Below are 23,224 nucleotides of genomic sequence, written 5' to 3'. Positions count from 1 at the left end.
GTCGACCTCGACAAGCAGCCCGAGGGGCCGGGCCTGATCAGCCGGATGAGCGAGGCGACGCGCAAACTGCTCCCTGCCCAGGACGAGCCTGCACCCGGCGAATTCACCCGACAAACCGGCCGGTTGCCGCTGCTGCAATCCGGCGCGCGGACCATCGGGGTGACCGCCCACCAGCTCGGACTGACGCTCGACGGCCACCCGGTGCTCGCCGACGTGTCGTTCACGACCCGTCCGGGCTCGCTGATCGCCGTCGTCGGCCCGCAATTTCGCGCTGACCGCAGTGCTGGCCGGCACCCGCCCGCTGACCTCCGGTGTCCTGACGGTGGACGGCCGCGACGTGCACGGCGACCCGGCGGCGATGCGTACGCGGATCGGCGTGGTGCCCCGCGACAACCGGGTCCATCTCAACCTGACCGTGGAACGCGCCCTGGGCTACGCCGCCGAACTGCGGCTGCCGTCGAACACCACGGTCGAAAACCGCACCCGGATCGTCGAGCAGGTTCTCGACGAGCTCGAGCTGACCCCGCACCGCAAAACCAAGGTGGCCAAGCTGCCCCCCGAGCTGCGCCGGTGCGCGTCGCTGGCGGTCGAACTGCTGGCCCGGCCGACGATGCTGGTGGTCGACGAGCCTGCCGCCGGGTTGGATCCGCAGCAGGAGCACCACCTGATGACGATGTTGCGCCGGCAGGCCGATCTGGGCTGTGTGGTCGTGATGGCGGTGACGTCGCCCGGCTCGCTGGGCTATCTCAGCCTGTGCGATCAAGTGCTGGTGCTGACTCCCGCCGGCCGGCTGGCCTTCGCCGGGCCACCCGCGCAGCTGGAATCGGTGTTGGGCACCACCGACTGGTCCCAGATTTTCGCCCGCGTGGCCGCCGACCCCGACGGCGCCCACCACGCGTTCCAGCTCCGGCAGCAGGAGGTTGCTCCCCCGCCACCGTCGGTCGCCCATCCCGAACGCACCCCGCCCGCCCTCAGCTTCGGCCAGCAGGTCCGGCTGGTGGTCCGCCGCCAGGTCCGGATGGTGTCCGCCAACCCGGTGCAGGGGTTGTTCCTGCTGCTGCTGCCGGTCGCGTTGGGCTGTCTGACGCTGCTGATCCCTGGCAATTCCGGGCTGGGACGAGCGGGTTCGTCGTCGAGCAACACCCACGAAGCCGTCGAGATCCTGGCCGCGCTCAACTTCGGCGCGGTGCTGCTGGGCACCACCGCCACCATCAGCGCCCTGGTCAGCGAGCGGCGGGTGTTCCGGCGGGATCAGCAGGTCGGGTTGTCGGCGTCGGCGTACCTACTGGGCAAGATCGTCGTCTTCGGCGTCGTCGCCGCGGTGCAGGCGGCAATTCTGAGCGTCATCGTCCTGGCGGGCAAAGGCGGACCCAGGCACGGCGCCGTCCTGCTGGGCAGCGCGGATTTCGAGCTGTATGTCAGCGTGGCCGCGACGGCCGTCGTCTCGGCCATCGTCGGGCTGGCGCTGTCCTCGCTCGGCAGATCGGTCGGCGAGGCGGTGGCGCTGGCGGTGCCGGCGTTGCTGGCCTCGCTGTTGTTCGCCGGCGGTCTGATGTCGTTGGTGGGCACCTGGGTGTATGACCAGGTGTCCTGGTTCATCCCGGCGCAGTGGGGGTTTGCGGCCGCGGCGTCCACGGTCAACCTGCGCCGGGTCGACAAACTGGCCGCGCAGAACGCCATGTGGGCGCACTACTCCGGCTGGTGGGTGTTCGACATGCTGATGCTGGCGGTCCTGGGGTTGGCGTGGGCCGGACTGGTTCGATACCGGTTGCGCGTGCCTGCTACATCGCCAACAGCACGAACTGGGTGATCTGGGTGGCTGCGAAATTGTCGTCGCTGACCAGCACCACCGACTGACGCCCGTCGGGCAGTCTCGGTCCGAGAGTGATGCCTTCGACGTTGTCCAGCGGATAGACCGCGGACAGGTCGACTGCCAGCGACTTGGTCATCGGCGTCAGCGCGGCTTCCCGCATCGACGGCAGCGCCGAGATGTCGGTCGCCGCGCCGATTTCGGCGCGGTAGATGCGCACGACCGCAGGTATGGCGGTGGAGCGTTCCAGCACCAGGAACGTGGTGTCGGTCAGCGCCACGAGGTCAGAGACCGCGTTACGGTCGACGCCGCGCCCGGGTGGGTCCATGGGGTAGGCGTACTGAGCGGTGGGCGCGGCGGTGGCGACATCGAATCTGGTGATGCGAGTCAACACCTGGTGTTCCCCGTCGGCCACCGGCCCGTCCTGGTAGCCGGGGTCTTCCATCGCGGCGAACAGCGACGCACCGCTGGGCGTGAGAGTCAGCCCCTCCAGCGCGAGGTTGCGCCGCGGCCCGGTGCGTGCCGCGGACATCTTGAGGTTGGCGGGCAGGGTGAACTCCCCCTGATAGCCGCCGTCGAGTCCGGCGATGCGCACCCACGGATCGAGCAGCACCGGCTCCCGCTCGGTCAGTCGCTCCCCTTCGGAGCTCCAGTACAGTCGCTGCCGACCCGCGTCGAAAGCGATGCCCTCCGGGTCCGGCGGCACCACCGGCGGGTCCAACGGGCCGAACACCGCTCCGGACCGGTCCCGCAAAGGGCGCCCGCCGATGCAGGTGGCTTCGTCAATCCCGTTGTCTGACAACGACAATCGGAAGGTATAGAACCGGGCCGGCGCTTTGCCGGAGCGGTCGTCGCTGATGACGTAGTAGATCTGACGCTGCGGGTCGTAGCTGATGCCCGACAGCCCGCCGACGACGGTGCCGTCGCACACCGCGCCGGAACCGAGCTGCATCTGGCCGAGATAACTCAGCAGCGGCGCCGCGTGCGACGCAGGCGGCCCGGCAGCGCAGCCGGCCAGCCCCAGGGCCAGCAGCTGGGCCACCAACCGGCGCCGCATCAGACATAGCGCCTGACGCGAGTGCAGTACTCGTCGAATTCGCGGCCGTGCTGCTCGCGTAGGAACTTTTCTTCCCGCAACACCTGGCGGTGGAACAGCCAGGTTCCTGCGAACAGGTAGAACAGCGGAACCCAGTTGGGGAACACCAACAGCTGGCCCACCAAGAACAGGAAAAAGCCGACGTAGATCGGGTTGCGACTGACCGCGAAGACGCCGGAGGTGACCAGGCGGCCAGGTTTGTCGACGTCGATGCCCACCCGGAAGCTGCGGCCGAACGACACCAGGCTCCACACCAGCACGCCGATGGCGCACGCGCACAGGCCCACTCCGACCCAAGCGGCCACGCTGGACCGGAAAAACCGCTGATTACTGACCAGCGGCCAGCCGAACGCCGCCGCGAAGATCGTGTAGAAGTAGAACGACGCCACCGGCGGGATCGCGAAATCGCTGTTGTCCAGGTTCCCGAAATGCAGGGCCTGGGTGCCGGTTCGCTTGAGCACTATCAGTCGTCCGGCCACCGTGCCGAACAGCAGCACCACCATGAGTGCGGCCAGATACTGCGGCATCGCCGACCCCCTTTGTCGCCCAGCAAACCTAACGATTCCACGACACCGCAAGGCCGGGAAGTGCGACTTGTTCCGGCAGCGCGGACGACGGGCTACGGTCGTGGAATGGCGTCAGACAACAAGACCACAGCTGATCATCTCCGCGACGCGCTGGACGGGCGGTGGCGCGATGTGAAGAACGAGGTACGCGCCAAGCTGTCCCAGGAGGCGTTCCGTCCGCACTACACCCCCAACACCGTCATCGCCCGGGCCAAGGTGGCCGAGCAGATGCAGATGATGGCTGCCTCCGGCATCTCTGACGAAGGTTTCCGCAAAGAGCACGGCGGCACCGGCGACGTCGGGGCGGCGGTCACCATGATCGAGATGCTGGCCATGTCGGATCTGTCGCTGATGGTCAAAGCCGGGGTGCAGTGGGGGTTGTTCGGCGGGGCGGTGGAGAACCTCGGCACCGAGCGCCACGGGTCCTACATCAAGGACATCATCTCCCTGGACCTGCTCGGCTGTTTCGCGATGACCGAGACCGGACACGGCAGCGACGTGCAGTCGCTGGAGACGACGGCGACCTACGACGCCGATACCCAGGAGTTCGTCGTGCACTCCGAGACACCCTCGGCACGCAAGGACTACATCGGTGGTGCGGCCGAAACCGCCCGTATGGCAGCGGTGTTCGCGCAGTTGATCACCCATGAAGACGGTGAGCCGGTCAACCACGGGGTGCACTGCCTGCTGGTACCGATCCGCGACGAGGACGGCGACGACCTGCCGGGCGTGACCACCTCGGACTGCCAGTACAAGGGCGGGTTGCCCGGAGTGGACAACGGCCGCATCATGTTCGACCACGTCCGCGTTCCGCGGGAGAACCTGCTCAACAAGTACGGCGACGTCGCCGAGGACGGGACCTACAGCTCGCCGATCGACAACCCGAACCGCCGCTTCTTCACCATGATCGGCACCTTGATCCGGGGCCGGGTCACCGTAGGCGGCAGCGCGGGCAACGCCGCTCGCGTCGCATTGGACATCGCCACCCGATATGCGTTGCAGCGCAGGCAGTTCACTTCACCCGACGACGACGAGTCCGAAGTGCTGATCATGGACTACCTGGTGCATCAGCGCCGGCTTTTCCCGTTGATCGCGCGGTCGTACGCACTGCAGTTCGCGCAGAACGAGCTGGTCTCCAAGACTCACGACCTGCAGACCTCCGACGTGGTGGACGCCGACGAGCAACGTGAGCTGGAAGCCCGCGCGGCCGGCCTGAAAGCGGCCAACACCTGGCACGCGTCGCGGGCCATTCAGGAGGCCCGGGAGGCGTGTGGCGGTGCGGGATACATGGCCGAAAACCGGTTGATCGCGCTGCGCGGCGACACCGACGTGTTCACCACCTTCGAGGGCGACAACCACGTGCTGACCCAGCTGGTCGCCAAGGAGCTGCTGACCCAGTACGCCGACGACATCAAGAGCATGAGCCCGGTGGAATGGGTGCGGTTCGCGGCCAACACCGTCGGCGACCGGGTGATGAAACGCACTGCGGCCGAAGCGATTATGCAACGCATCGTCGACTCGCGGCAGGACAGCGAAGAGGAAGGCAGCCTGTTCAACCGCGGCACTCAGGTCAGCATGTTCGAGGACCGGGAGAACTATCTGTTGTCCTCGGTCGCCCGCCGGCTACAGGGCAAGTCCAAGGAGATGTCGGCCTTCGACGCCTTCAACGCGGTGCAGGATCACGTGCTGCATGCGGCCCAGGCGCACATCGACCGGGTGGTGCTGGAGGCGTTCGTCGCCGGCATCGACGCGTGCCCGGACAGCGAGACCCGCGAGCTGCTCGACGTGGTCTGCGACCTCTACGCGCTGTCGGTGATCGAAGAGGACAAGGCCTGGTTCATCGAGCACACGTACCTGTCGACCGAACGGGCCAAGGCCGTGACCCGCGGCATCAACGATCGGTGCCGGGTGCTGCGTCCGCACGCCCGGACGCTGGTCGACGGGTTCGGCATCCCTGAGCCGCTGCGCTACGCCGAGATGCTGCACCCGGAGAATCTGCCCGACTAGCTTCGGGGGATGGGCCCGAGCGCTTTGAGCTTGCCGTCGGGTCCGATCTGGAACTTCACCGTGCCGCGGCCGCTGGGGCAGCACTCCTCGTCGTTGCCCTTGCGCCACTGGTATTGCACGGTGACGGTGTCGTCGCTGGGCGCCAGCACGGTGATGTAGGGCCGCGGATCGGGCGTGGGTGAGCCCAGCGGGATGTTGTGGTCGAAAAACAGCAGCTGCTGCGGGGTCGATTCGGAGGCGATGGTCGGGATGATCTGCACCCAGTGCAACCGACACTTGCGGGTGCGGCCGCGGCCGATCTCCACCCATTTCGAGCCGGCCACCTCGACCGGAACCGCGGCGATGGCCTGCCGGATCGTGTCGGCGGTGGGGCCGTCGGATTCTTTGCAGCTGTCCGGTTTGGCGGCCGGTGGCGGCGACGGTTTGTCGTCGCAGCCGACAGCCAGCAGGCTCATCAACACGACGATCGCGCTCCAACGACGCACGTCGCGAGCCTAAACGACTCGTCCCGACCCGGCGTCGGCCTCCCCCGGGCGTTGATTCTGCGCTGATGGCGGGGGTTCCCGCATTTTGTCGCCACCACCGCAGGGTGAACGCGCTCGTGGGTCACCGGCGCCGACCTTGCGATGACCTGTGAATGTACTCCCGGTTCCGTCAAAACCGCAGCTACAGGCCGAAATTCGGGATGCTCGACGCTAATCTGAGCGCAGGGCGCTGGTCGACACGTGAGCCCGAGGTTTCCCGCAGCGCACAGTGCGGTGCAGCGGGTTGCGAGATCTCCGTAAAGCGGCGGAAACCTCGGATGCGTCGAAGCGAAACATCGTCGTAGCACGATTTTGCACATATTCCGCTGCACCATCCGGGGAGGACGAGGGCACTATGCAGTCCGAGCAGGACACCGTGCACACCATGTGCGCGTACTGCGGTGTCGGCTGCGGACTCGTGTTGCAGATCACCACGGACCCCGAAAGCGGCCGTCGTCACATCGTGAAATCAGTTGGGCGTCAAGATCATCCGGCAAACTTCGGCCGGCTGTGCACCAAAGGCAAGACCACCGCTGACCTGATGACCGCGCCGGGTCGCACAGAGTGGGCGTATACCAGGACCGACCGGGGGCAACCACTGGAAGCAGTGGACACCGACACCGCGATCACCGCGGCCGCGCAGCGACTGCGCGCCGTCATCGACGAGCACGGCCCGGATGCCGTCGCGCTGTACGTGTCCGGCCAGCTGTCGCTGGAGGCGCAGTACCTGGCGAACAAGCTGACCAAGGGCTTCATCGGCACCAACCAGATCGAATCCAACTCGCGGCTGTGCATGGCCGGGGCCAGTTCGGGCTACAAGCTGTCGCTGGGCGCGGACGGACCGCCGGGCTCCTACCAGGATCTCGACCACGCCGACGTGTTCTTCGTCATCGGATCCAACATGGCCGACTGCCACCCGATCCTGTTCCTGCGCATGATGGATCGGGTCAAGGCGGGCGCCAAACTGGTCGTCGTCGACCCCCGCCGCACCGCCACCGCCGCCAAGGCCGACCTGTTCCTGCAGATCGCGCCGGGCACAGATCTCGCGCTGCTCAACGGTTTACTGCAACTGATCGTCGAAAATGGGCACACCGACGACGATTTCATCGCTGAGTTCACCACCGGGTGGGAGGTGATGCCCGGCTTCCTGAAACAGTTCACCGTCGACGCGGTCAGCGAAACCACCGGCATCCCAGCCGAAGACATCCGCACGGCGGCCCGCTGGATCGGGGAAGCCGCCAACTGGGTCACCTGTTGGACGATGGGCGTCAACCAGAGCACCCACGGCACCTGGAACACCAACGCGATCTGCAATCTGCACCTGGCCACCGGCGCGATCTGCAAGACCGGCAGTGGCCCATTCTCCCTGACCGGGCAGCCCAACGCCATGGGCGGACGCGAAATGGGTTATATGGGACCAGGATTGCCCGGGCAGCGGTCGGTGACCTGCGCCGAGGACCGAGAGTTCACCGAGGATCTGTGGGGCATCCCGCACGGCTCGCTGCGTACCGATGTCAGCGACGGGGTGATCGACATGTTCTCCCGGATGGCCGACGGTCAGATCAAGGCCTGCTGGATCATCTGCACCAATCCCGTTGCCACCGTGGCCAATCGAAAGACCGTGCTGGCCGGTCTGGAGAAAGCCGAATTGGTGATCACCCAGGACGCATTCCTGGAGACCGAGACCAACGAGTACGCCGACATCGTGCTGCCGGCCACGTTGTGGACCGAGTCCGACGGGGTGATGGTCAACTCCGAGCGCAACCTGACCTTGTTCGAGGCGGCCGTGCAACCGCCGGGCCAGGCACTGCCGGATTGGCAGCTGATCGCCCGAATCGCCGGTGCGATGGGCTTTGCCGACTCCTTCACCTACGCCTCGGCCGAAGATGTTTTCGAGGAGATCAAGCAGTTCTGGAATCCCAGGACCGGCTACGACCTTCGCGGTGTCAGCTACCAGCGACTGCGGACCACCCCGGTGCAGTGGCCATGCCCACCCGGGAGCACCGCGGACCGCAATCCGATCCGCTACCTTAACGACGGCGTCAGCCAAGACCGCCGCGTCCGTGACGACGGTCACCAGCCCCGGCTGACCTTCCCGACTGCGGACGGCCGGGCGGTGTTCTTCGCCCGCCCGCACCTGCTGCCTGAAGAAATGCCCGACGCCGATTATCCGCTGCTGCTCAACACCGGCCGCCTGGCGCACCAGTGGCACACGATGACCAAGACCGGCAAGGTCGCAAAGCTGAACAAGCTGAACCCCGGCCCCTTCGTCGAACTTCACCCCGACGACGCCGACCGGTTGCAGATCTGCGACGGCGACCGCGTCGAGGTGGCGTCGCGCCGGGGCCGCGCCGTACTGCCCGCCGTGGTCACCGACCGCGTACTGCCCGGCAACTGCTTCGCGCCGTTCCACTGGAACGACGTGTTCGGCGAGTACCTCTCGATCAACGCGGTCACCAACGACGCCGTCGACCCGGTATCGCGCCAACCGGAGTACAAGGCCTGCGCGGTAAACCTGACCAAGGTGGCCGCCGTGCAGGGCGACCCGGTCGACGAGCTCTACCGCGTCCCGCGTAGCGGTCTGGCCCAGATCGACGCCATCGCCGAGTTTCTCGGCGTGGCGGCCGAGGCGATACCCGAGTTCGACGCGCATGGTCGCGCCTACCTCGCCGGGCTGCTGACCGGGCTGGGCACGAAAGGCACTCCGACAGTTCAACCGCCCACGCTGCCCGACAGCGCACCGTTCGACGACCGTGCCCGGATGTGGGTGAACGGCGTGCTGGCGGGCATGTGGTCGCCGCAGTCACCGTCGGCCGGGTCCCGGACCGTGCTGCTGTGGGCTTCGCAGACCGGCAACGCCGAGGAACTCGCTGCCGACATCGCCGGGCGGTTGCGTGCCGCTGGGATGTCGATTGAGCTGCGCGGCATGGATGACTTCCCCACCGGGGACCTGGCGTCCACCCCTGAACTGCTGGTGATCACCAGCACGACTGGTGACGGCGACCCGCCGGACAACGGCGCGGAGTTCTGGCAGGCGCTGACCGCACCGGACGCCCCCCGCCTGCCCGACACCCGATACGCCGTGCTGGCGCTCGGTGATTCCAACTACGACGACTTCTGCGGGCACGGTCGCAAACTCGACGCCCGACTCGCCGAACTGGGCGCGACCCGCATCATCGACCGCGTCGATTGCGAACCCGACTACGAGGACGCCGCCGCGCGCTGGGTGACCGACATCCTGGGGTCCTTCGCCCGCACACCGACCGTTGCGGTGCGAGCCGCCACGAAGTACTCCAAGAAGCAGCCGTTGGTTACCGATCTCATCCGCAACACCACGCTGAGTCGGCCGGAGTCGGCAAAAGATGTGCGCCAGTTGGTTTTTCACGTCCCCGAGGGAACGGTGTGCTACGAGGCGGGTGATGCGCTGGGTGTGTGGCCGCACAACAGCGACGCATTCGTCGACGAATGGCTGACCGTCACCGGCCTCGACGGACACACTGAAGTGCAGGTCGCCCAACACGGTTCGATGTCGTTGCGTGCCGCCCTGACCGACCGGTTCGAGATCGCCCACATCAGCCCGGACCTGCTGCGCTTCGTGTGCGAGCGCACCGCGGATTCGGGTGCGGCCATGCAGCTCGCCGCGTTGATGAAGCCGGAAAACAAAGGCGCACTGGCAGATTGGTCCTGGGGACGCCAGTCGGTCGATCTGCTCGCCTGGGCGCCCGTCACCGCCTCCGCCGAGGAATGGCTCGACATCCTCAAGCCCCTGCAGCCGCGGCTGTATTCGATCTCGTCCAGTCCCAAAGAGCATCCGGGCGAGGTGCACCTGACGGTGGCGCCGGTGCGCTACAACTTTGCGGGCGTGCCGCGGCGCGGAGTGTGCTCGACGTATCTGGCCGACCGCTCCCCCAGTGACCGGATCGCGGTGTATGTGCGGACATCGAAGAACTTCCGGCCGCCGAGCGACCCGCAGACCCCGATGATCATGGTGGGCCCCGGCACCGGGATCGCTCCGTTTCGCGGATTTCTGCAGGAACGGCGCGCGCTCGGCCACAGCGGTCCTAACTGGCTGTTCTTCGGCGAGCAGCATGCCGCCACTGATTTCTACTACCGCGACGAGATCCAGGCGATGCATGCCGACGGTTTGCTCACCGAGCTGGACCTGGCGTTTTCCCGCGACCAGCGCGAGAAGGTGTACGTCCAGCACCTGATGCGCAAGCGGGGTGCGCAACTGTGGCGATGGTTGCAGGACGGGGCCCAGCTGTACGTCTGCGGCAGCGCCGATCCGATGGCGAAAGACGTGGACCAGGCCATCTGCGACATCGCTGCCGAGCACGGCAACCTCTGTATCGAAGACGCCCGGGCCTTCGTCGGTTCGCTGCGAACTGACAGGCGCTACCACCGCGACGTGTACTGACACGCGATTCTGGGTAACTCCGTAATTTGACGGAAACGTCACGAGGCCGTAGCTGAAACATCGGAGTCGCACCATTTCACCCAGGAGTTCGCGCACTCAAGGGAGGGTCGCAGACGTGGGTCGGGATTCGAATGGTCCGAAAAACGGTGCGTCATGTCCGCTGCACTGCGGTGCGCGCAACGATGACGCCCCCGCTGACCAGGTCGATTGGGCTGGACTGCCGGTCAATCTGGACTTCGCGTTCTCGCCGAGCCAGCGGGATAAGGTTTATGCGCAGCACCTGAAGTTTCGGCGTGGCACGCTGCTGCGCCGCGCGTCCGCCGACGTCACGCAGGACTGCGTCTGCGAGATGTCGGGCTACGGGCGGGCCGACGCCGCAGCCATGTAGCGCGCGCCGGTGCTACCAACTCCGGGAAGATCCCACAGCCACCTTCGGGTTACGGCTGTGAAAGACGAGACGGATGTGACTCAGGCGCACTAATTTTCGGCGTCCGCCACCGGCAGGTCCTCATCCGCCCAGGCGCCGAATCCACCGAGCAGATCCGCGACGTCGAAACCCGCCGCCTGGAACAGGCTGGCCGCAATCATCGAACGGGTGCCGCTGGCGCAGTAGGTCACCACCGGAGCGGACTTGTCGAACTCGTCGAGGGAATCGACCAGCGCGGGCAGCGGGACGTGGCGGGCGCCCGGCACCACGCCGTCCTCGACCTCGGCTTTGCCGCGCACGTCGACGATCTGCAGGTTCGGAGTCGAGTCGCGCCGTTGCTCCAGCTCAACGGCGCGGTAGCGGCGGGTGGTCGCGATCAGCTCCGGGCGCTCGTCGGACACCGCCGACAGGTCGTCCAATTGACCCAGCACGCGGTCCAGCCCCACCCGCGCCAGGCGGAGCCGGGACTCCCCCGCTTTCTCCGGATCGCCTACTAAGACAATGTCGCGGTCGATTTCCACTGCGCCGCCGGCCCATTCGGCGAACCGCCCGGCCAGGCTGACGTTGATGGCACCGCGAAGGTGACCGGCCGCGAAGTCCTCGGGCTCGCGGCTGTCCAGCAACGTCACGCCTGCCGCCGCGTGTTTTTCCACGATGTCGATGCCGAACACGTTCGGCGGGCCGTCGTTGAGCAGTGGGCGCCGCTCTCGGTTGCGGTGCGAGTCGTATTCGAAGTAGCGCGGTTGGGTCGCCTGATCCGAGGTCAGCGATGCGACGAACTCGGCTACGTTGTCGATCTTGGCCGCGTAGTTGGTCTCCCGCTGTTCGCCGATCGTGGAGTAAGTTTCGCTGGAAAGCTGCTTGCCGCACGTCGACCCGGCCCCGTGCGCGGGAAATACGCGGGTGGCGTCGGGCAGCGTGAGCAGCTTGCCGTGCAGCGTCTCGTAGAGTGTGCGGGCCAGGTCCTCGGCTGAAATGCCTTCATCGGCAAGCAGATCCGGCCTTCCGACGTCGCCGACAAAGAGCGCGTCGCCGGTGCACACCCCATAAGGCACCTCGTCGTCCGGGTGCTCGTAGACCACGACGGAAATCGACTCCGGGGTGTGACCCGGGGTCGCCAAGATCTCGAAAGTGACTTCGCCTAACGAGATTCGCTGCCCGTCGTGCAGCGGCTCGACCGGGAACTCGACCCGGGCGTCCTTGCCGTAGGAGATCACGGCCCCGGTCGCGGCCGCGAGTTCCAAGTGGCCGCTGAGGAAGTCGGCGTGGATGTGGGTTTCAATCACCCGTTCGATCGTCAGGCCGTGTTCGGCGGCTTCCTGCAGGTATTCGTCGATGTCGCGGCGGGGATCGACAACCACGGCACGTCCCGAGCTTTCGTCGCCGATGAAGTACGAAGCCTGCGAAAGGCATTCCAGATAGTGCTGTGTGAAGATCATCGAGTCTTCCTCCTGAGCCCTTGAGGCAGATTTAACGCAGGGTTCCCCCGCGGCGCGGCGCCGTAACCCCGGGCCACGACGATCACGCCGAACCCGGGACGTTCACCCCGTTCGCGCAGCACACGGTGACTGGAATCGCGGTGAGCCGAAGTCATCGGCCTCGCGGTTCGGGCTGCCCGTACAGCGCGACAACCACGCTGCGGTCCAGGCTGTTGTTGGACCACACCCCCATCGCGGTATTGGCGCAATCGCGCATGATCGCCACATAGTCCGGGTTGTCGAACCATTGGTGGAACACCTCGAGGCTGCTGATGGCCAACGCCGGGTTGATCGCGACGGTTTCGGCCACCTTGCCGCGAAAGCCCGCCGCGGCGGCCCGGGACTGTGCCGTCGATCCGTCAGACCCGATGTCGGCGTTGATGTTTCGGTCGTTGATCAGGTCGTCGGCGTGCCATTGGGCGGCCAGATACAACGAGTTGTTCATGTTCACATCGTTGGTGCAACCCGCCTGATGCTGAGCCGTGTACACCCCGGAGACGACACTGTCGTTGAGCCGCTTGTTATCTGCGACGGCGCTGGGGGCCGTCACCAGCAGGATGAGGCCGGCAACCGCCGGGGCGTGCAGCCGGTTCATACCGGGTCGAAATGTGACACGAGCCAGCGGCCGTCGACCTTATCCAGCACCACCCGGATCACCGGCTGGGTATCGGTGGGGGTGCCGCCGTCGCCGATGGTGACGGTCTGGTTGACGAACAACAGCACGACGGCGTGGTTTGCGCTCGCCGACACCGAGGACGCCGCGCTGACTTTCGCGGCCGCGGCGATGCGCTTCTCTCTCGCGCCGGGGATGACGACCTGGCGGGTCAGCGCGGTGTAGGCGTCCTTGAACTCGCCGGTTAACCGTTCCCGGGCGGCAGTGAGATCTTTATCCGCTGACTCGGGGGTATAGGACAGCATGGCCACCGCGTCGTCGCTGGCGACCCGCACCGACTCGGTTCCGGCCTGGCCCACGTCCGTGTTCGAAGCATCCCATTTGAAGTAACCCGCGGCCGCCGCGAGCAGCAGTGCGATGCCGGGTAGTACCGCAAAGGCCAGCAGCCGCAACCACGGGACCAAGGTCCTTGCAGGCTCCAACTCGGCGGTCGGCTCGGCCGCGTCGTTGTCGTCGGGTTCCGGTGTGGTGTCGTCGTTTAGCGATTCCTCGTCTGCGGGAGTTGCTTCGACGATCCGCTCGCTCAGTGTCGTCATGGCACAAACACCACGTTCGACATCTTGGCTTCGTCACCGACGGCCTGGACTTCGATGCGCATCCGCCATTCCCGGGGCGCCTCCTCGCCGGCCGCGGTCCGCGATTTCACCGCGACCGCCACCAGCACCTGCGCTGAGTCACCGCGCTGGGATTCCAGCCCGGCATCGGTGACCGTGCCTTCCGACTTCGACTGCGCCACTTTGACCAGTTCCACGAACGGCTTGGCGCGACGCTCGAAATCGTCCCGGAACGCCCCGGTGGCCAGGTCGATGATGCGCTGCACGTCGGTGTCGATCTGCGTGTAGTCCAACGTGGTGAGATTCACCGCGCCCTGCCGTGCGGCCCGGATGAACAGCTCACGCTGGGCCTGCGCCCGGTGCTGCGCGTAGTCGCGGTAGCCCAGCCAACCGGTCAATCCGGTGAGCGCGGCCACGACCAGCGCGGCGGCCACCAGCGCACGCCCGACCCGGGAAAGGCGCCCGAACGGGTTGCGCAACCGGAGTGGTCTCGCGCGGTCGTCGACAGCCTCCTCCGCCACGCCGTCGTCGACATCTGTCTCGTTGACGACATCAGCTTCTTTCGACAAGCTGACCTTCTGCTCTTCGGGCTGCTCAGCCATGTTGCTCCTAACTACGGTGACGGCACCAGCAGTGACTGCCAGTTCTTGGCACGCGGGTGCGCCAAATCGGCCTCGGTGTAACGACGCCCGTCGGGCCCCACATACTCACCCGTGGCCGGGTCGTAGGTGGCGACCGCGATCGGCGGGGGCGGCGGCGCGGTACCGCGCGGCGGCGGCAGCCGCGGATCCTGTCCGGGCGGGTACTGCGGGACACCCTGGCCGGTGGTGGTGGCGTTGGGGTCGCCCTTCCAGTGGTAGCCCTCGTTGAGCGGCACGTACTCCTCGTCGCTCTCGCACAACTCGACGGTCGGGGCACGTTTCCACGGCTTGGTCTCACACGGAATATTGCGCGCGCCACGAACATTGAGTTCGGAATCCTGCGGCAGTCGGCAATACAGTTCGGCCGCCGGCCGGTCCGGGGCATCCACACTGGCCGGTGAACGCCGCTGCGTGGGCGGCAGGAAGCCGGTGGTGCAGGGCGGCGGCAGGTTCATGTTGAGGTTGAAATCCAGGTAGAAGCCCTTGTAGTCCTGCTTGGTGCCGACGTTGGGCACCAGCGAGCCCGCCATCACCGCGATGCCCTGCGGCAGCAACACCAGGATCTGTTCGATGTCGTGCCGGTAGACGAAGGCGATGTCACCCAGGCTCACCAGGTTGGCAAACAGCACCGGTACCGCGGGCGCGACCCGATCGAACAGCGCACGGCCCTCCTCCAGCCCGGAACTGCCCTGCGCCAACAGGTCTCGCAGAGCCGCATCCTGCGCCTGGAACTGCGCGGTGATGGCTGCCGTTCGACGGGCCCAGGTGGCTATCGCATCCGACGTCTGCACTTGGGAGTTCAACACCGGCGGGGCCTGGTCGATCAGGGTGGCCAGCGGGTCGACGGTGCGGCCGCCGGCGTTCGCCAATGCCGTTGACCCGTCCACGATCCGGGACAGCTCGGGTCCCATCCCGCCCACCGCACGATTGGCCTCGTCCATCACGGTGCGCAGATTGTTGCGCGGAATCGCTTGCAGCGCACGGTTGGTCATGTCGAGCAGCCGCCCGATGTCGACCGGCACATCGACCTGTCCGGCCGGGATGACGTCACCGGCCCTCAGCGACCTTGACTGTCGGCCGTCCCCACCGGGCTGCGGGGTCAGTTCGATGTACTGCTCCCCGATCGCCGACCGGCTGTGCACCGATGCCTGCACGTGAGCGGGCACCATGACGCCGGACCGCATGGCCAGCACCGCGCGCACCCCCTCGGCGGTGACACTGACCGACCGCACCTGACCGACGTCGGTGCCGCGATAGGTGACCACGGAGTTCTCGTACAACCCGCCCGACTGCGGCAGGTCGACGGTGACGCTGTATTCGCCGATTCCGAACAGCGTCTCAGGAAGCTTCATGTAGTTGAAAGCCATTGAGCCACAGGAGATCAGCGTCACCACCGACAGTACTGCCAATTGGATCCAGGTCTTGCCGTTCAGGCGCAGCATCAGTATCCCTCGAAGTGGTAAGGGAAGGTCAGCGGGTTCCCGCCGGTGGCCGGGCTCGGCTGCATGCCGATGGTGCGTCCCCACTGCAGTTCGAGTTGGGTCAGATTGCCTTCCCACCGGGAGCCGGTGAATATCCCGGTGTCGATGCGGCTCAACGTGAGATCGACGATCATGGTGAGGTTCGCGTAGTCACCGCGAAACCAGTTGGTCACCGTCGACGTCGGCCACGGGTAGGTCGCCAATCCGTCCAGTCCCTTGGTGAGCGACGGTCCCGCGTCGGCGAGCCTGCGCAGCACCGGGGCGATCTGACGCAGGTTGTTCACCAACGATGCTTTGCTCTGGCGGACGGTGTCCGCGGCGATCGCGCTGAATTTGCCGAGCTGGTCGATGGCGTCGGCGATCTGGGTGCGCTCGTCGGCCAGGACCGCGAGAGCTTTGGGCACCGTCAGCAGCGCCCGGTCGACAACCGCGTCCTTGGCGGCGAACTGACCGGCCAACGAGTTGAGATTCTCAGCGGCAGCGATGATGTCGTCGGTCTGCTTATTGGTGCCGGCGATGAACTCGTCGAGTTGCCGCAGCAGGCTGCGCATGTCGTTTTCGCGTCCGGCGAAAGCCTTGGCGACCGCCTGGGTGATCTCCTGCAGCTGAGCCAGGCCACCGCCGTTGAGCAGCACGGACACCGACGCCAGGGTTTGCTCGGTGGTCGGATACATGCTCGCGTGTGCCAGCGGGATGACCGATCCGTTTCGCAGCTGTCCGACCGGCGGCTCGTCCCTGGGCGGGGCGAGCTCGATGTGCATGGACCCGAGCAAGCTGGTCTGACCGATCTTGGCGGTGGCGTTGGCGGGCAGCTGGACGTCGCCGTTGATCCGCATGGTGACCAACGCGTGCCAGTCCTGGACCTCGATCTTGGTGACATTGCCGATGTTGACGTCATCGACCCGGACCCGGGTGTTCTCTTGGATATTCACCACATCGGGTAACTGGGCTTGGACCGTGTAGGAGCCCGCGCCGCCACCGGACGTGCCGGGCAGCGTGAGCGAATTCAGGCCGTGCCAGTCACACCCACCGAGGACCGTCATGCAGGCGACACTGACCGCAGCCGTGATCATCTGCCGCCCAATCATGAGGACGGCCCCTGGGGGACCATCAGGCCCGGCAGGCCCAGCTTTGGATCGACCACGGTGGGCCCGGGCGCCGCTGCCGGCGCCGGCTGCTCGGCCGGCAGCGGGGCCGCCTCTGGCGGTGGCAGGGCGCCGGGGCGCAATCTGTCCTCGCTGTAGGTGATCTCGCCCGGGCGGGCCTGCGGTCCGACGAACGGGTTGAGCCCGACGGGCACGTAGTTATAGATGCGGTTTTTGATGATCGGCTCGACATATTGCAGGCAGAGCTTGGAAACCCGGTCCAATCCGCGCCGCGAGGCCGCTTCGATCGAGCTGCAAATCCATTGCGGGATATCGGCGAAGTTGTTCAGCGCGATGATGCCGGTCATGGCGCCCTGCGCTGGTTGGTAGATGTTCATGAAGTTCTGGAACACCGTCGGCACCACATGCAGGATCTGCTTGATGTCGGCACGGCTGTCGTTGAGTGCAGTGGTGATGGAAGTGAACCGGTCGACCGTGACACCGATGGATTCCCGGTTCTCGGCAAGGAATCCGCGCAGGTCCACCAGCGCCGCGTCCAGACCCTGCACCGCATTGGCGATCTCGTTGGGCGAGTTGGACAGAATGGTGGTCACGCTGGCCAGGTTCTGGTTGAACGCGGCCAGCAGGTCGCTGCTGGAGTACAGCGCCGAGACCAGCAGCTGCAGGTTGCGCACCGTGCTGAAAATGTCGTCGGCGTGATCACCGAGCGCCGAAAGTGCCGCGGAGAGTTTGATGATGGTGTCGCGAGCCGTGTCGCCCTCACCCCGCAGGTTGTCCGCGGCCGAGTTGATGAATTCGCCCAGCGAGTTCACCCCGCCCGGTGTCGCCGGTTGCAGGGACTCGGTCAGCTTCTCCAACTGCTTGCGGAAGTCGTCCCACTCCACCGGTACCGCGGTGCGGCTCAGCGGAATGATTGCTCCGGCAGCGAGTTTGGGGCCGCCGTTGTAGACCGGGACCAGTTGCACAGCGCGTGAGGTCACCAACGACGGGGACAGGATCGCGGCGCGGGCCGCGGCGGGAATCGGATACTTCTTGTCGACGGAGAATGTCACCTTGGAGCTGGCCGGTTGCGGCTCGATCTTGTCGACGGTCCCGACGGCGACGCCCAGGATCCGGATTTCGTCGCCGACGAATAGACCGTTGGCGTTGACGAAATACGCGGAGTACGTGTTCTTGTCGACCTCTTTCCACAGCTGCTTGCCGACCAGGAACAACGAGAAGACCAGGGTGACCACCAAACTGAGAGCGGCTGCGGCCCGCAGCGTTTTCCGTGCGGTGGGGCTGACGTTCACGGGCCCCCCGTTCCCGCGGGCTCCGGCGGCGGCCCCGGTGCGGGTCCGGGCGACGGTGGTTGCGACCACAGCGGTGTCGGTGCGGCTTCGGGTGGGACCGGCGGGGATCCGATCGGCGGGTCCACCGATTCGGACGGCAGATGCTGGTTGGGGTCCAGATACCGGTCATACATGCGCGAGTCGAGGATCGGTCCGCTGAGTTGGCCGGGAACCAGGTTGGCCACATAGGCTTTGAAGAACGGACCGGACCCGAGCACCTCGCCGAAGGACATGGCGTACCGCTTGAACTTCGGCAGTGTCCGCTGGATGTCTTCCTTGCGGTTGTCCAGGATTTCGAGCACGCCGTTGAGCTTGTCGAGAGCCGGCTTGAGCTGGGTGCGGTTGTCATCGACCAGCCCCGAAATCTGGTGGGACACCGCGGTGAGGTTGTTCATCAGTGCGTCGATGGAACTGCGTTCCTGTAGCAGCGCCGCCAGCAACGCGTTGGAATTGGACACCAGGCCGGCGATCTGCTGGCTGCGCCGACCCAACACGCCGGCAACGCTGTTGGCGTTGGTCAGCAGGCTGCGCAGCTGTGCGTCGCGGTTGTTCAGGGTGTCGGAGAACCGGGCGACCCCGTCCAGCGCCGGCCGCAGATTGGGTGGTGTGTCGTGGAACGTGTCGGCCAAAGTCGTGAGGGCTGAGGATAATTGGGTGGTGTTGAGGCCGCTGATCTGAGTTGTCAAGTCGCCCAGTGCGTCCGGCAAATCGTAGGGCGAGGTGGTGCGTTCCAGCGGAATGGTGATCCGCAGCCGGCCCTGCCCGCGCGGGGTCAGCTCGAGCATCTTGGAACCCAGAATCGTCTCGGTCTTGATCGCCGCTTCGGTCCGCTCGCCCAACTCGACGCTCTTGCGGACGGTGAAGCCGACCCGGACTTTGGTGCCCTCCAGACTCACATCGGACACCCGACCGACTCCCACACCCGAAACACGCACCTGGTTAGCGGGTTTGATGCCACCGGCTTCGGAGAAATAGGCCGCATAGTTGTCGTAGCCGTTGACGAAGGGCAGCTTGTTGTACTGGAATGCGACGACCACCACCAACGTCATGATGACCGTGCCCATCACTCCCAACAGGAAGGGACTGCGGTTCTTGCCCGGCTTGCCGCGGAATCGACTCATTGCGGCGTGCACCGTCCGGAGGGCTGACCCACCAGCTTGACGTAGATGGGGTTGCCCCCCTTGCCGTTCAGTTTGAGCAGCACCTCGCAGAAGTAGAAGCCGAAGTAGTCGCCGTTGAGGCCCTGCCGGGACAGCACCTGGTAGACGTCGGGCAGGGTGTGGATCAGGTGGTCGACGTAGTCGCGGTCGGCCATCACCTGGGTCGCCATCCGGTCGGTTTCGTGCACCACGTTCTTGATCGGTTGCCGAGCCTGCACCAGCAGGTCGGCGATGGAGCCGGCGGCGGCATTGACGTAGGCCAGGCCGGCGGAGATGTCGTCCTTGCGTTGCGCCAGGCCCTTGACGAACTCGGCCAATTTGTCCAATCCGTCGGCGAATTCGTGATCGCGGGCGGCGAAGGTGTGCAGCACGGTGTTCAGGTTGGTGATCAGCTCGCCGATCAACTCGCTGCGCCCGGCCAGGGTCGACGTCAACGTCGCGGTCTGGGCCAGCACCGAGGACAGCGTGCCGCCCTGGCCCTGGAAGATCCGCAGCAACTGCCCGGACAGCGCGTTGACCTGGTCGGGGTCCAGCGCGCGGAACAACGGGCGGAAACCGCCGATCAGCACGTCGACATCCAGGGCCGGCGATGTCCGCGCCAGCGGGATCGTCGCGCCCGCGGGCAGCCGGTGCGGCGATCCGGAGCTTTCTTCCAGAGCCAGGAAGCGGTCACCGATCAGGTTCTCGTAGCGCACCACCGCGCGGGTACCCTCGGTCAGTCGCAAACCCTTGTCAATCGCGAAGTCGATACTGACCGTGCCGTCGCGGTGCAGGGTGATGTCGCCGACCTTGCCGACTTCGGCACCGGCGATGCGGACGAAGTTGCCGGACTTCAGCCCCGAGATGTTGGTGAAGACCGCGTGGTAGTCGGTGCGGTCCTCGAATCGGAACTGCCCGAAGACCGTGACCAACCCGAAGGTGAAGACCAGGCACACCGCTGTGAACAGCGCGACCCGGATGATGATGCTCGGCATGCTTCGTCTCATGGCGGCGGCTGCCCCCCGCGGTAGAAGTAGCGCGGCGGCTCAGGCGGGTTCTTGGTCGTCGGGAAGTAGTTGGACCACCAGGGATTACCGACCGCCAGGTTGGTGCGGATCTCGTTGGGCTCGGTACCCCAGCCGGTGTCGGTGACCAGCGCGCGCACCGGGTAGTTGGCACTCGGGTCCGGCAGCGAACCGCAACTCGGCCTGCCGCCGGGGCCGCCGGTGGCATTGACTTTCGGCAGGTGCTTCGGGTACCGGTACGGGTCGTCGCCGAACAGCAGTCCGGCGTCCATGATGAACGAATATCCGTTGCCGCCCAACGTGTCCCGGCCGCCGTGCTCCACGTACCACTGCGCGCCCTGGAACAGGCAGGTGTAGGTCGGGGAATACATGTCCAGCAGTCGTGTGGTCGGGTCGAGCAGATTGATGGCTCGTACGATGTCGGATTCGGTGCGGCCGATGACGCTGATACCGGTCCGGCTGAAACCGATGGCTGACATCAGCATGGCGTCCAGCGACTGCTGGTTCTCGGTGAGGGTGACGCTGGTGGTCGTCACCGAGTCCAGGATCGACAGAATATCCTGCGCCGCAGTGGAATACGTGGCCGCGGCCTGGCCGAACAGCTTCCAGTTCCGGTGGATGGTGTCCAGTCGGGGATTCACGGCGAGCAGCACGTTGTTGGCGTCGGTGATGGCCTGCCCGATCCGGTCGCCCTTACCGCGCACCGATTGCGCGAAGGCCGACAGGATCGCGTTCAGTTTGGCGGGATCGATTGCCTGAACCAGGGATTGGAGATTCTCGAAGACGGTGTTCACCTCGACGGTCACATTCCGTGAGTGCAGCACGGCACCGGGTTTGAGGGCTGCGGGACTGGGCCGCCCGGGCGCGGTCAGGTCGACGTACTTGGAACCGAACGCGGTGGTCGACTTGATCTCGGCCTCGACGTTGCTGGGCAGATACCTGAACGCGTCCGGTTGCATCTTCAGCTTCAGCTCGGCGACTTTGACGTCGGTGCCGATCGACTCGACCTGCCCGACCTGCACTCCGCGGAACTTGACTTTGGCGCGCTGTTCCATCACCAGTCCCGCGCGGTCCGAGACCAGGGTCAGGGGGATCGATTCGTCGAACTTGCCGGCGAACATGCCGGTCGTCATCACCACCAGACCAGCCACCACCAGAAACAGGGTCGGCGCGTACCAGATCGGGTCGATCCGGCTGGTGCGGACCCGGTTGGCCCGGAAGGCTCCTCGATACTTCTCGTCGCTCATACCGGCTAACCCGACAGGTTGAAATTGCCGTGCTGCCCGTATACCGACAGCGAAATCATCAGGCACACAAAGGCGGTCACGATCATCGACGACCGCACCGACCGGCCCACCGCCTCGCCGACCCCGGCCGGCCCACCGGTCGCGGTGAACCCGTAGTAGGTGTGGACCACCATCACGCCGGTGGCCATCGTCAGCGCCGACAGGAACGACCACAGCAGATCGTTGGGATGCAGGAAGGTGGCGAAGTAGTGCTCGTAGACGCCACGGGACTGGCCGTACACGGAGATGGTGAGGAACTTGGCGGCGATGAATGACATCAGCACGGCGACGGCATAGAGCGGGATCACCACCAGCACACCGGCGATGATCCGGGTGGAGGCCAGGTAGGTGATCGCGCGGATGCCCATCACCTCGAGCGCGTCGATCTCCTCGTTGATCCGCATGGCACCCAGTTGCGCCGTGGCGCCGGCGCCGATGGTGGCCGCCAGTGCCAGGCCGGCCGTGCACGGCGCGATCATCCGGACGTTCAGGAACGCCGAGAGGAATCCGGTCATCGCCTCGACGCCGATGTTGGACAGCGTGTCGTAACCCTGTACCGCGACCAGTGCTCCGGTGGTCAGCGTGAGGAAACCGATGATCCCGACGGTGCCGCCGATCACCGCCAAAGCGCCGGTGCCCATGCCCATTTCGGCGATCAGCCGCAGCAGTTCACCGGGGTATCGGCGTACCGCCTCGCCGATGTTGAGTAATGACCGACCGTAGAACGCGGTCTGCTCCCCCAGCTTGCGGGTGGCAGCCACCGTCCTGTGACCGGCTGTACTCAACCGCGACGGTTCGTCGACCACGGCGTCGCTCATGGGCGCCACACCCGACTCATTTGGCGGTCACTTTCACACCCAGCGCCGTGGTCAGGATGTTGATGAAGAACAGTGCCATGAAGGAGAACACCACGGTTTCATTCACGGCGCTGCCGACACCGGCCGGGCCGCCACCGGCGGAAAGGCCCTTGTAGCAAGCGATCAGACCGGCGGAGATCCCGAACAGCGTCGCCTTGATCAGCGAGATGACCACCTGTGGCAATCCGACGAGCAGCGTCATTCCGGCAACGAAAGCCCCCGGTGTGACGTGCTGGACGTACACCACGAAGATGTAACTGCCGACCAGGCCGGTAACCGATACCAATGAGAACAGCAGCACCGCAACGAAAGTCGCGGCGATCAGGCGTGGAACCACCAGGGCCTGAATGGGGTTGACGCCGATCACCGCCATCGCGTCGATTTCCTCGCGAATCTTGCGGGCCCCCAGATCGGCGCACATAGCGGTCGAACCGGCGCCGGAGACGACCATGGCGGTGACCACCGGACCCACCTGGGTCACCGAGGCGAGCCCGGCACCGGCGCCGGAAAGGTCGCCGGCACCGATCTCGACGAGCAGGATATTCAGCACGAACACGATGAGGACCGTGTACGGGATCGACAACATGATGGTCGGAAAGATCGACACCCGGGCGACGAACCAGATCTGCTCCAGAATCTCGCGCCAGTTCCATGGCCGTCGGACCAGCACCAGAAATGTCTCGGCGCAGAACGAGAAGAACCCGCCCAATGCGTTCATCGGCTTAGCCAGGGTTGCCGCGTCCATCGTTCGGCTCACCCCCAACCCACCAGAGCATCCGGTCCATGCGGTTACGCCGACGCCGTCA

General features: G+C 65.9%; 19 protein-coding genes. 4 read left to right on the top strand and 15 right to left on the bottom strand.

What is annotated here, in order from left to right; translation table 11 throughout:
- Positions 1–280 precede the first annotated feature (280 nt).
- On the top strand, positions 281–1,810 hold the full coding sequence (locus AC5Y5Z_RS00200) for an ABC transporter permease (RefSeq protein WP_499922695.1): 1,530 nt from the start codon (positions 281–283) through the stop codon (positions 1,808–1,810).
- Here AC5Y5Z_RS00200 and AC5Y5Z_RS00195 read toward each other — a convergent pair.
- Both AC5Y5Z_RS00195 and AC5Y5Z_RS00190 read right to left on the bottom strand, forming a co-directional pair.
- The gene (locus AC5Y5Z_RS00195; RefSeq protein ID WP_499922694.1) at positions 1,782–2,867 is read right to left on the bottom strand and encodes an esterase-like activity of phytase family protein; all 1,086 of its coding nucleotides are present in this window, start codon (positions 2,865–2,867) and stop codon (positions 1,782–1,784) included. The genes AC5Y5Z_RS00200 and AC5Y5Z_RS00195 overlap by 29 nt on opposite strands.
- A complete protein-coding gene (locus AC5Y5Z_RS00190; RefSeq protein WP_499922692.1) occupies positions 2,867–3,433 on the bottom strand; it encodes a methyltransferase family protein in 567 nt (188 codons plus the stop codon). The genes AC5Y5Z_RS00195 and AC5Y5Z_RS00190 overlap by 1 nt, the downstream gene beginning before the upstream one ends.
- A gap of 105 nt (positions 3,434–3,538) precedes the next feature.
- Between AC5Y5Z_RS00190 and AC5Y5Z_RS00185 the strand changes: the two genes are divergently transcribed.
- Entirely contained in the window at positions 3,539–5,479 is a 1,941-nt protein-coding gene (locus AC5Y5Z_RS00185; protein WP_463824730.1) for an acyl-CoA dehydrogenase family protein, read from the top strand.
- Here the strand turns inward: AC5Y5Z_RS00185 and AC5Y5Z_RS00180 are convergent.
- Positions 5,476–5,934 (bottom strand): LppP/LprE family lipoprotein, encoded by a 459-nt coding sequence (locus AC5Y5Z_RS00180; RefSeq protein ID WP_463824935.1) that lies wholly within the window; start codon positions 5,932–5,934, stop codon positions 5,476–5,478. The genes AC5Y5Z_RS00185 and AC5Y5Z_RS00180 overlap by 4 nt on opposite strands.
- A gap of 424 nt (positions 5,935–6,358) precedes the next feature.
- Here AC5Y5Z_RS00180 and AC5Y5Z_RS00175 point away from each other — a divergent pair, with 424 nt between their 5' ends.
- Together AC5Y5Z_RS00175 and AC5Y5Z_RS00170 are read left to right on the top strand one after the other, a co-directional pair.
- On the top strand, positions 6,359–10,420 hold the full coding sequence (locus AC5Y5Z_RS00175; protein ID WP_499922689.1) for a bifunctional nitrate reductase/sulfite reductase flavoprotein subunit alpha: 4,062 nt from the start codon (positions 6,359–6,361) through the stop codon (positions 10,418–10,420).
- Positions 10,421–10,535: 115 nt separating this feature from the next.
- The gene (locus AC5Y5Z_RS00170; protein WP_499922686.1) at positions 10,536–10,808 is read left to right on the top strand and encodes a hypothetical protein; all 273 of its coding nucleotides are present in this window, start codon (positions 10,536–10,538) and stop codon (positions 10,806–10,808) included.
- An 89-nt stretch (positions 10,809–10,897) separates the two neighbouring features.
- On the opposite strand, the gene AC5Y5Z_RS00165 is transcribed toward AC5Y5Z_RS00170, so the two are convergent.
- From AC5Y5Z_RS00165 to AC5Y5Z_RS00110, 12 genes are all read right to left on the bottom strand, one after another.
- Complete coding sequence (locus AC5Y5Z_RS00165) at positions 10,898–12,286, bottom strand: MBL fold metallo-hydrolase (protein ID WP_499922682.1); 1,389 nt, start codon at positions 12,284–12,286, stop codon at positions 10,898–10,900.
- 151 nt (positions 12,287–12,437) lie between these two features.
- A complete protein-coding gene (locus tag AC5Y5Z_RS00160; RefSeq protein ID WP_499922681.1) occupies positions 12,438–12,920 on the bottom strand; it encodes a CAP domain-containing protein in 483 nt (160 codons plus the stop codon).
- On the bottom strand, positions 12,917–13,534 hold the full coding sequence (locus tag AC5Y5Z_RS00155; protein ID WP_499922679.1) for a hypothetical protein: 618 nt from the start codon (positions 13,532–13,534) through the stop codon (positions 12,917–12,919). Before AC5Y5Z_RS00155 ends, AC5Y5Z_RS00160 begins: the two co-directional genes overlap by 4 nt.
- Positions 13,531–14,154: an Rv1363c family protein gene (locus AC5Y5Z_RS00150; RefSeq protein ID WP_499922678.1), complete on the bottom strand. Its 624-nt coding sequence runs from the start codon at positions 14,152–14,154 to the stop codon at positions 13,531–13,533. Before AC5Y5Z_RS00150 ends, AC5Y5Z_RS00155 begins: the two co-directional genes overlap by 4 nt.
- A gap of 11 nt (positions 14,155–14,165) precedes the next feature.
- Complete coding sequence (locus tag AC5Y5Z_RS00145) at positions 14,166–15,635, bottom strand: MCE family protein (protein ID WP_499922676.1); 1,470 nt, start codon at positions 15,633–15,635, stop codon at positions 14,166–14,168.
- Positions 15,635–16,747 (bottom strand): MCE family protein, encoded by a 1,113-nt coding sequence (locus AC5Y5Z_RS00140; protein WP_499922672.1) that lies wholly within the window; start codon positions 16,745–16,747, stop codon positions 15,635–15,637. The genes AC5Y5Z_RS00145 and AC5Y5Z_RS00140 overlap by 1 nt, the downstream gene beginning before the upstream one ends.
- 11 nt (positions 16,748–16,758) lie before the next feature.
- Positions 16,759–18,072, bottom strand: a complete 1,314-nt coding sequence (locus AC5Y5Z_RS00135) for an MCE family protein (protein WP_499922670.1) — start codon at positions 18,070–18,072, stop codon at positions 16,759–16,761.
- Entirely contained in the window at positions 18,069–19,232 is a 1,164-nt protein-coding gene (locus AC5Y5Z_RS00130; protein WP_499922667.1) for a virulence factor Mce family protein, read from the bottom strand. The genes AC5Y5Z_RS00135 and AC5Y5Z_RS00130 overlap by 4 nt, the downstream gene beginning before the upstream one ends.
- A complete protein-coding gene (locus AC5Y5Z_RS00125) occupies positions 19,229–20,257 on the bottom strand; it encodes an MCE family protein (protein ID WP_499922665.1) in 1,029 nt (342 codons plus the stop codon). Before AC5Y5Z_RS00125 ends, AC5Y5Z_RS00130 begins: the two co-directional genes overlap by 4 nt.
- Positions 20,254–21,522 (bottom strand): MCE family protein, encoded by a 1,269-nt coding sequence (locus tag AC5Y5Z_RS00120; protein WP_499922662.1) that lies wholly within the window; start codon positions 21,520–21,522, stop codon positions 20,254–20,256. Before AC5Y5Z_RS00120 ends, AC5Y5Z_RS00125 begins: the two co-directional genes overlap by 4 nt.
- A gap of 5 nt (positions 21,523–21,527) precedes the next feature.
- Positions 21,528–22,379 (bottom strand): MlaE family ABC transporter permease, encoded by an 852-nt coding sequence (locus tag AC5Y5Z_RS00115; RefSeq protein ID WP_499922659.1) that lies wholly within the window; start codon positions 22,377–22,379, stop codon positions 21,528–21,530.
- Between the two features lie 16 nt (positions 22,380–22,395).
- The gene (locus AC5Y5Z_RS00110; RefSeq protein WP_499922657.1) at positions 22,396–23,163 is read right to left on the bottom strand and encodes an MlaE family ABC transporter permease; all 768 of its coding nucleotides are present in this window, start codon (positions 23,161–23,163) and stop codon (positions 22,396–22,398) included.
- Positions 23,164–23,224 lie beyond the last annotated feature (61 nt).

The organism is Mycobacterium sp. NGS29 (genome assembly GCF_059812965.1).
This window is presented reverse-complemented; position numbering and strand designations above follow the sequence as displayed.

What these genes read in the sequence shown, in the direction of transcription:
- AC5Y5Z_RS00185 (WP_463824730.1), top strand. Translation starts at nt 3,539, where the DNA reads ATGGCGTCAGACAACAAGACCACAGCTGATCATCTCCGCGACGCGCTG.
- AC5Y5Z_RS00110 (WP_499922657.1), bottom strand. Translation starts at nt 23,163, where the DNA reads ATGGACGCGGCAACCCTGGCTAAGCCGATGAACGCATTGGGCGGGTTC.
- AC5Y5Z_RS00160 (WP_499922681.1), bottom strand. Translation starts at nt 12,920, where the DNA reads ATGAACCGGCTGCACGCCCCGGCGGTTGCCGGCCTCATCCTGCTGGTG.
- AC5Y5Z_RS00140 (WP_499922672.1), bottom strand. Translation starts at nt 16,747, where the DNA reads ATGATCACGGCTGCGGTCAGTGTCGCCTGCATGACGGTCCTCGGTGGG.
- AC5Y5Z_RS00130 (WP_499922667.1), bottom strand. Translation starts at nt 19,232, where the DNA reads ATGAGTCGATTCCGCGGCAAGCCGGGCAAGAACCGCAGTCCCTTCCTG.
- AC5Y5Z_RS00145 (WP_499922676.1), bottom strand. Translation starts at nt 15,635, where the DNA reads ATGCTGCGCCTGAACGGCAAGACCTGGATCCAATTGGCAGTACTGTCG.
- AC5Y5Z_RS00115 (WP_499922659.1), bottom strand. Translation starts at nt 22,379, where the DNA reads ATGAGCGACGCCGTGGTCGACGAACCGTCGCGGTTGAGTACAGCCGGT.
- AC5Y5Z_RS00165 (WP_499922682.1), bottom strand. Translation starts at nt 12,286, where the DNA reads ATGATCTTCACACAGCACTATCTGGAATGCCTTTCGCAGGCTTCGTAC.
- AC5Y5Z_RS00195 (WP_499922694.1), bottom strand. Translation starts at nt 2,867, where the DNA reads ATGCGGCGCCGGTTGGTGGCCCAGCTGCTGGCCCTGGGGCTGGCCGGC.
- AC5Y5Z_RS00150 (WP_499922678.1), bottom strand. Translation starts at nt 14,154, where the DNA reads ATGGCTGAGCAGCCCGAAGAGCAGAAGGTCAGCTTGTCGAAAGAAGCT.
- AC5Y5Z_RS00175 (WP_499922689.1), top strand. Translation starts at nt 6,359, where the DNA reads ATGCAGTCCGAGCAGGACACCGTGCACACCATGTGCGCGTACTGCGGT.
- AC5Y5Z_RS00190 (WP_499922692.1), bottom strand. Translation starts at nt 3,433, where the DNA reads ATGCCGCAGTATCTGGCCGCACTCATGGTGGTGCTGCTGTTCGGCACG.
- AC5Y5Z_RS00125 (WP_499922665.1), bottom strand. Translation starts at nt 20,257, where the DNA reads ATGAGACGAAGCATGCCGAGCATCATCATCCGGGTCGCGCTGTTCACA.
- AC5Y5Z_RS00120 (WP_499922662.1), bottom strand. Translation starts at nt 21,522, where the DNA reads ATGAGCGACGAGAAGTATCGAGGAGCCTTCCGGGCCAACCGGGTCCGC.
- AC5Y5Z_RS00155 (WP_499922679.1), bottom strand. Translation starts at nt 13,534, where the DNA reads ATGACGACACTGAGCGAGCGGATCGTCGAAGCAACTCCCGCAGACGAG.
- AC5Y5Z_RS00180 (WP_463824935.1), bottom strand. Translation starts at nt 5,934, where the DNA reads ATGAGCCTGCTGGCTGTCGGCTGCGACGACAAACCGTCGCCGCCACCG.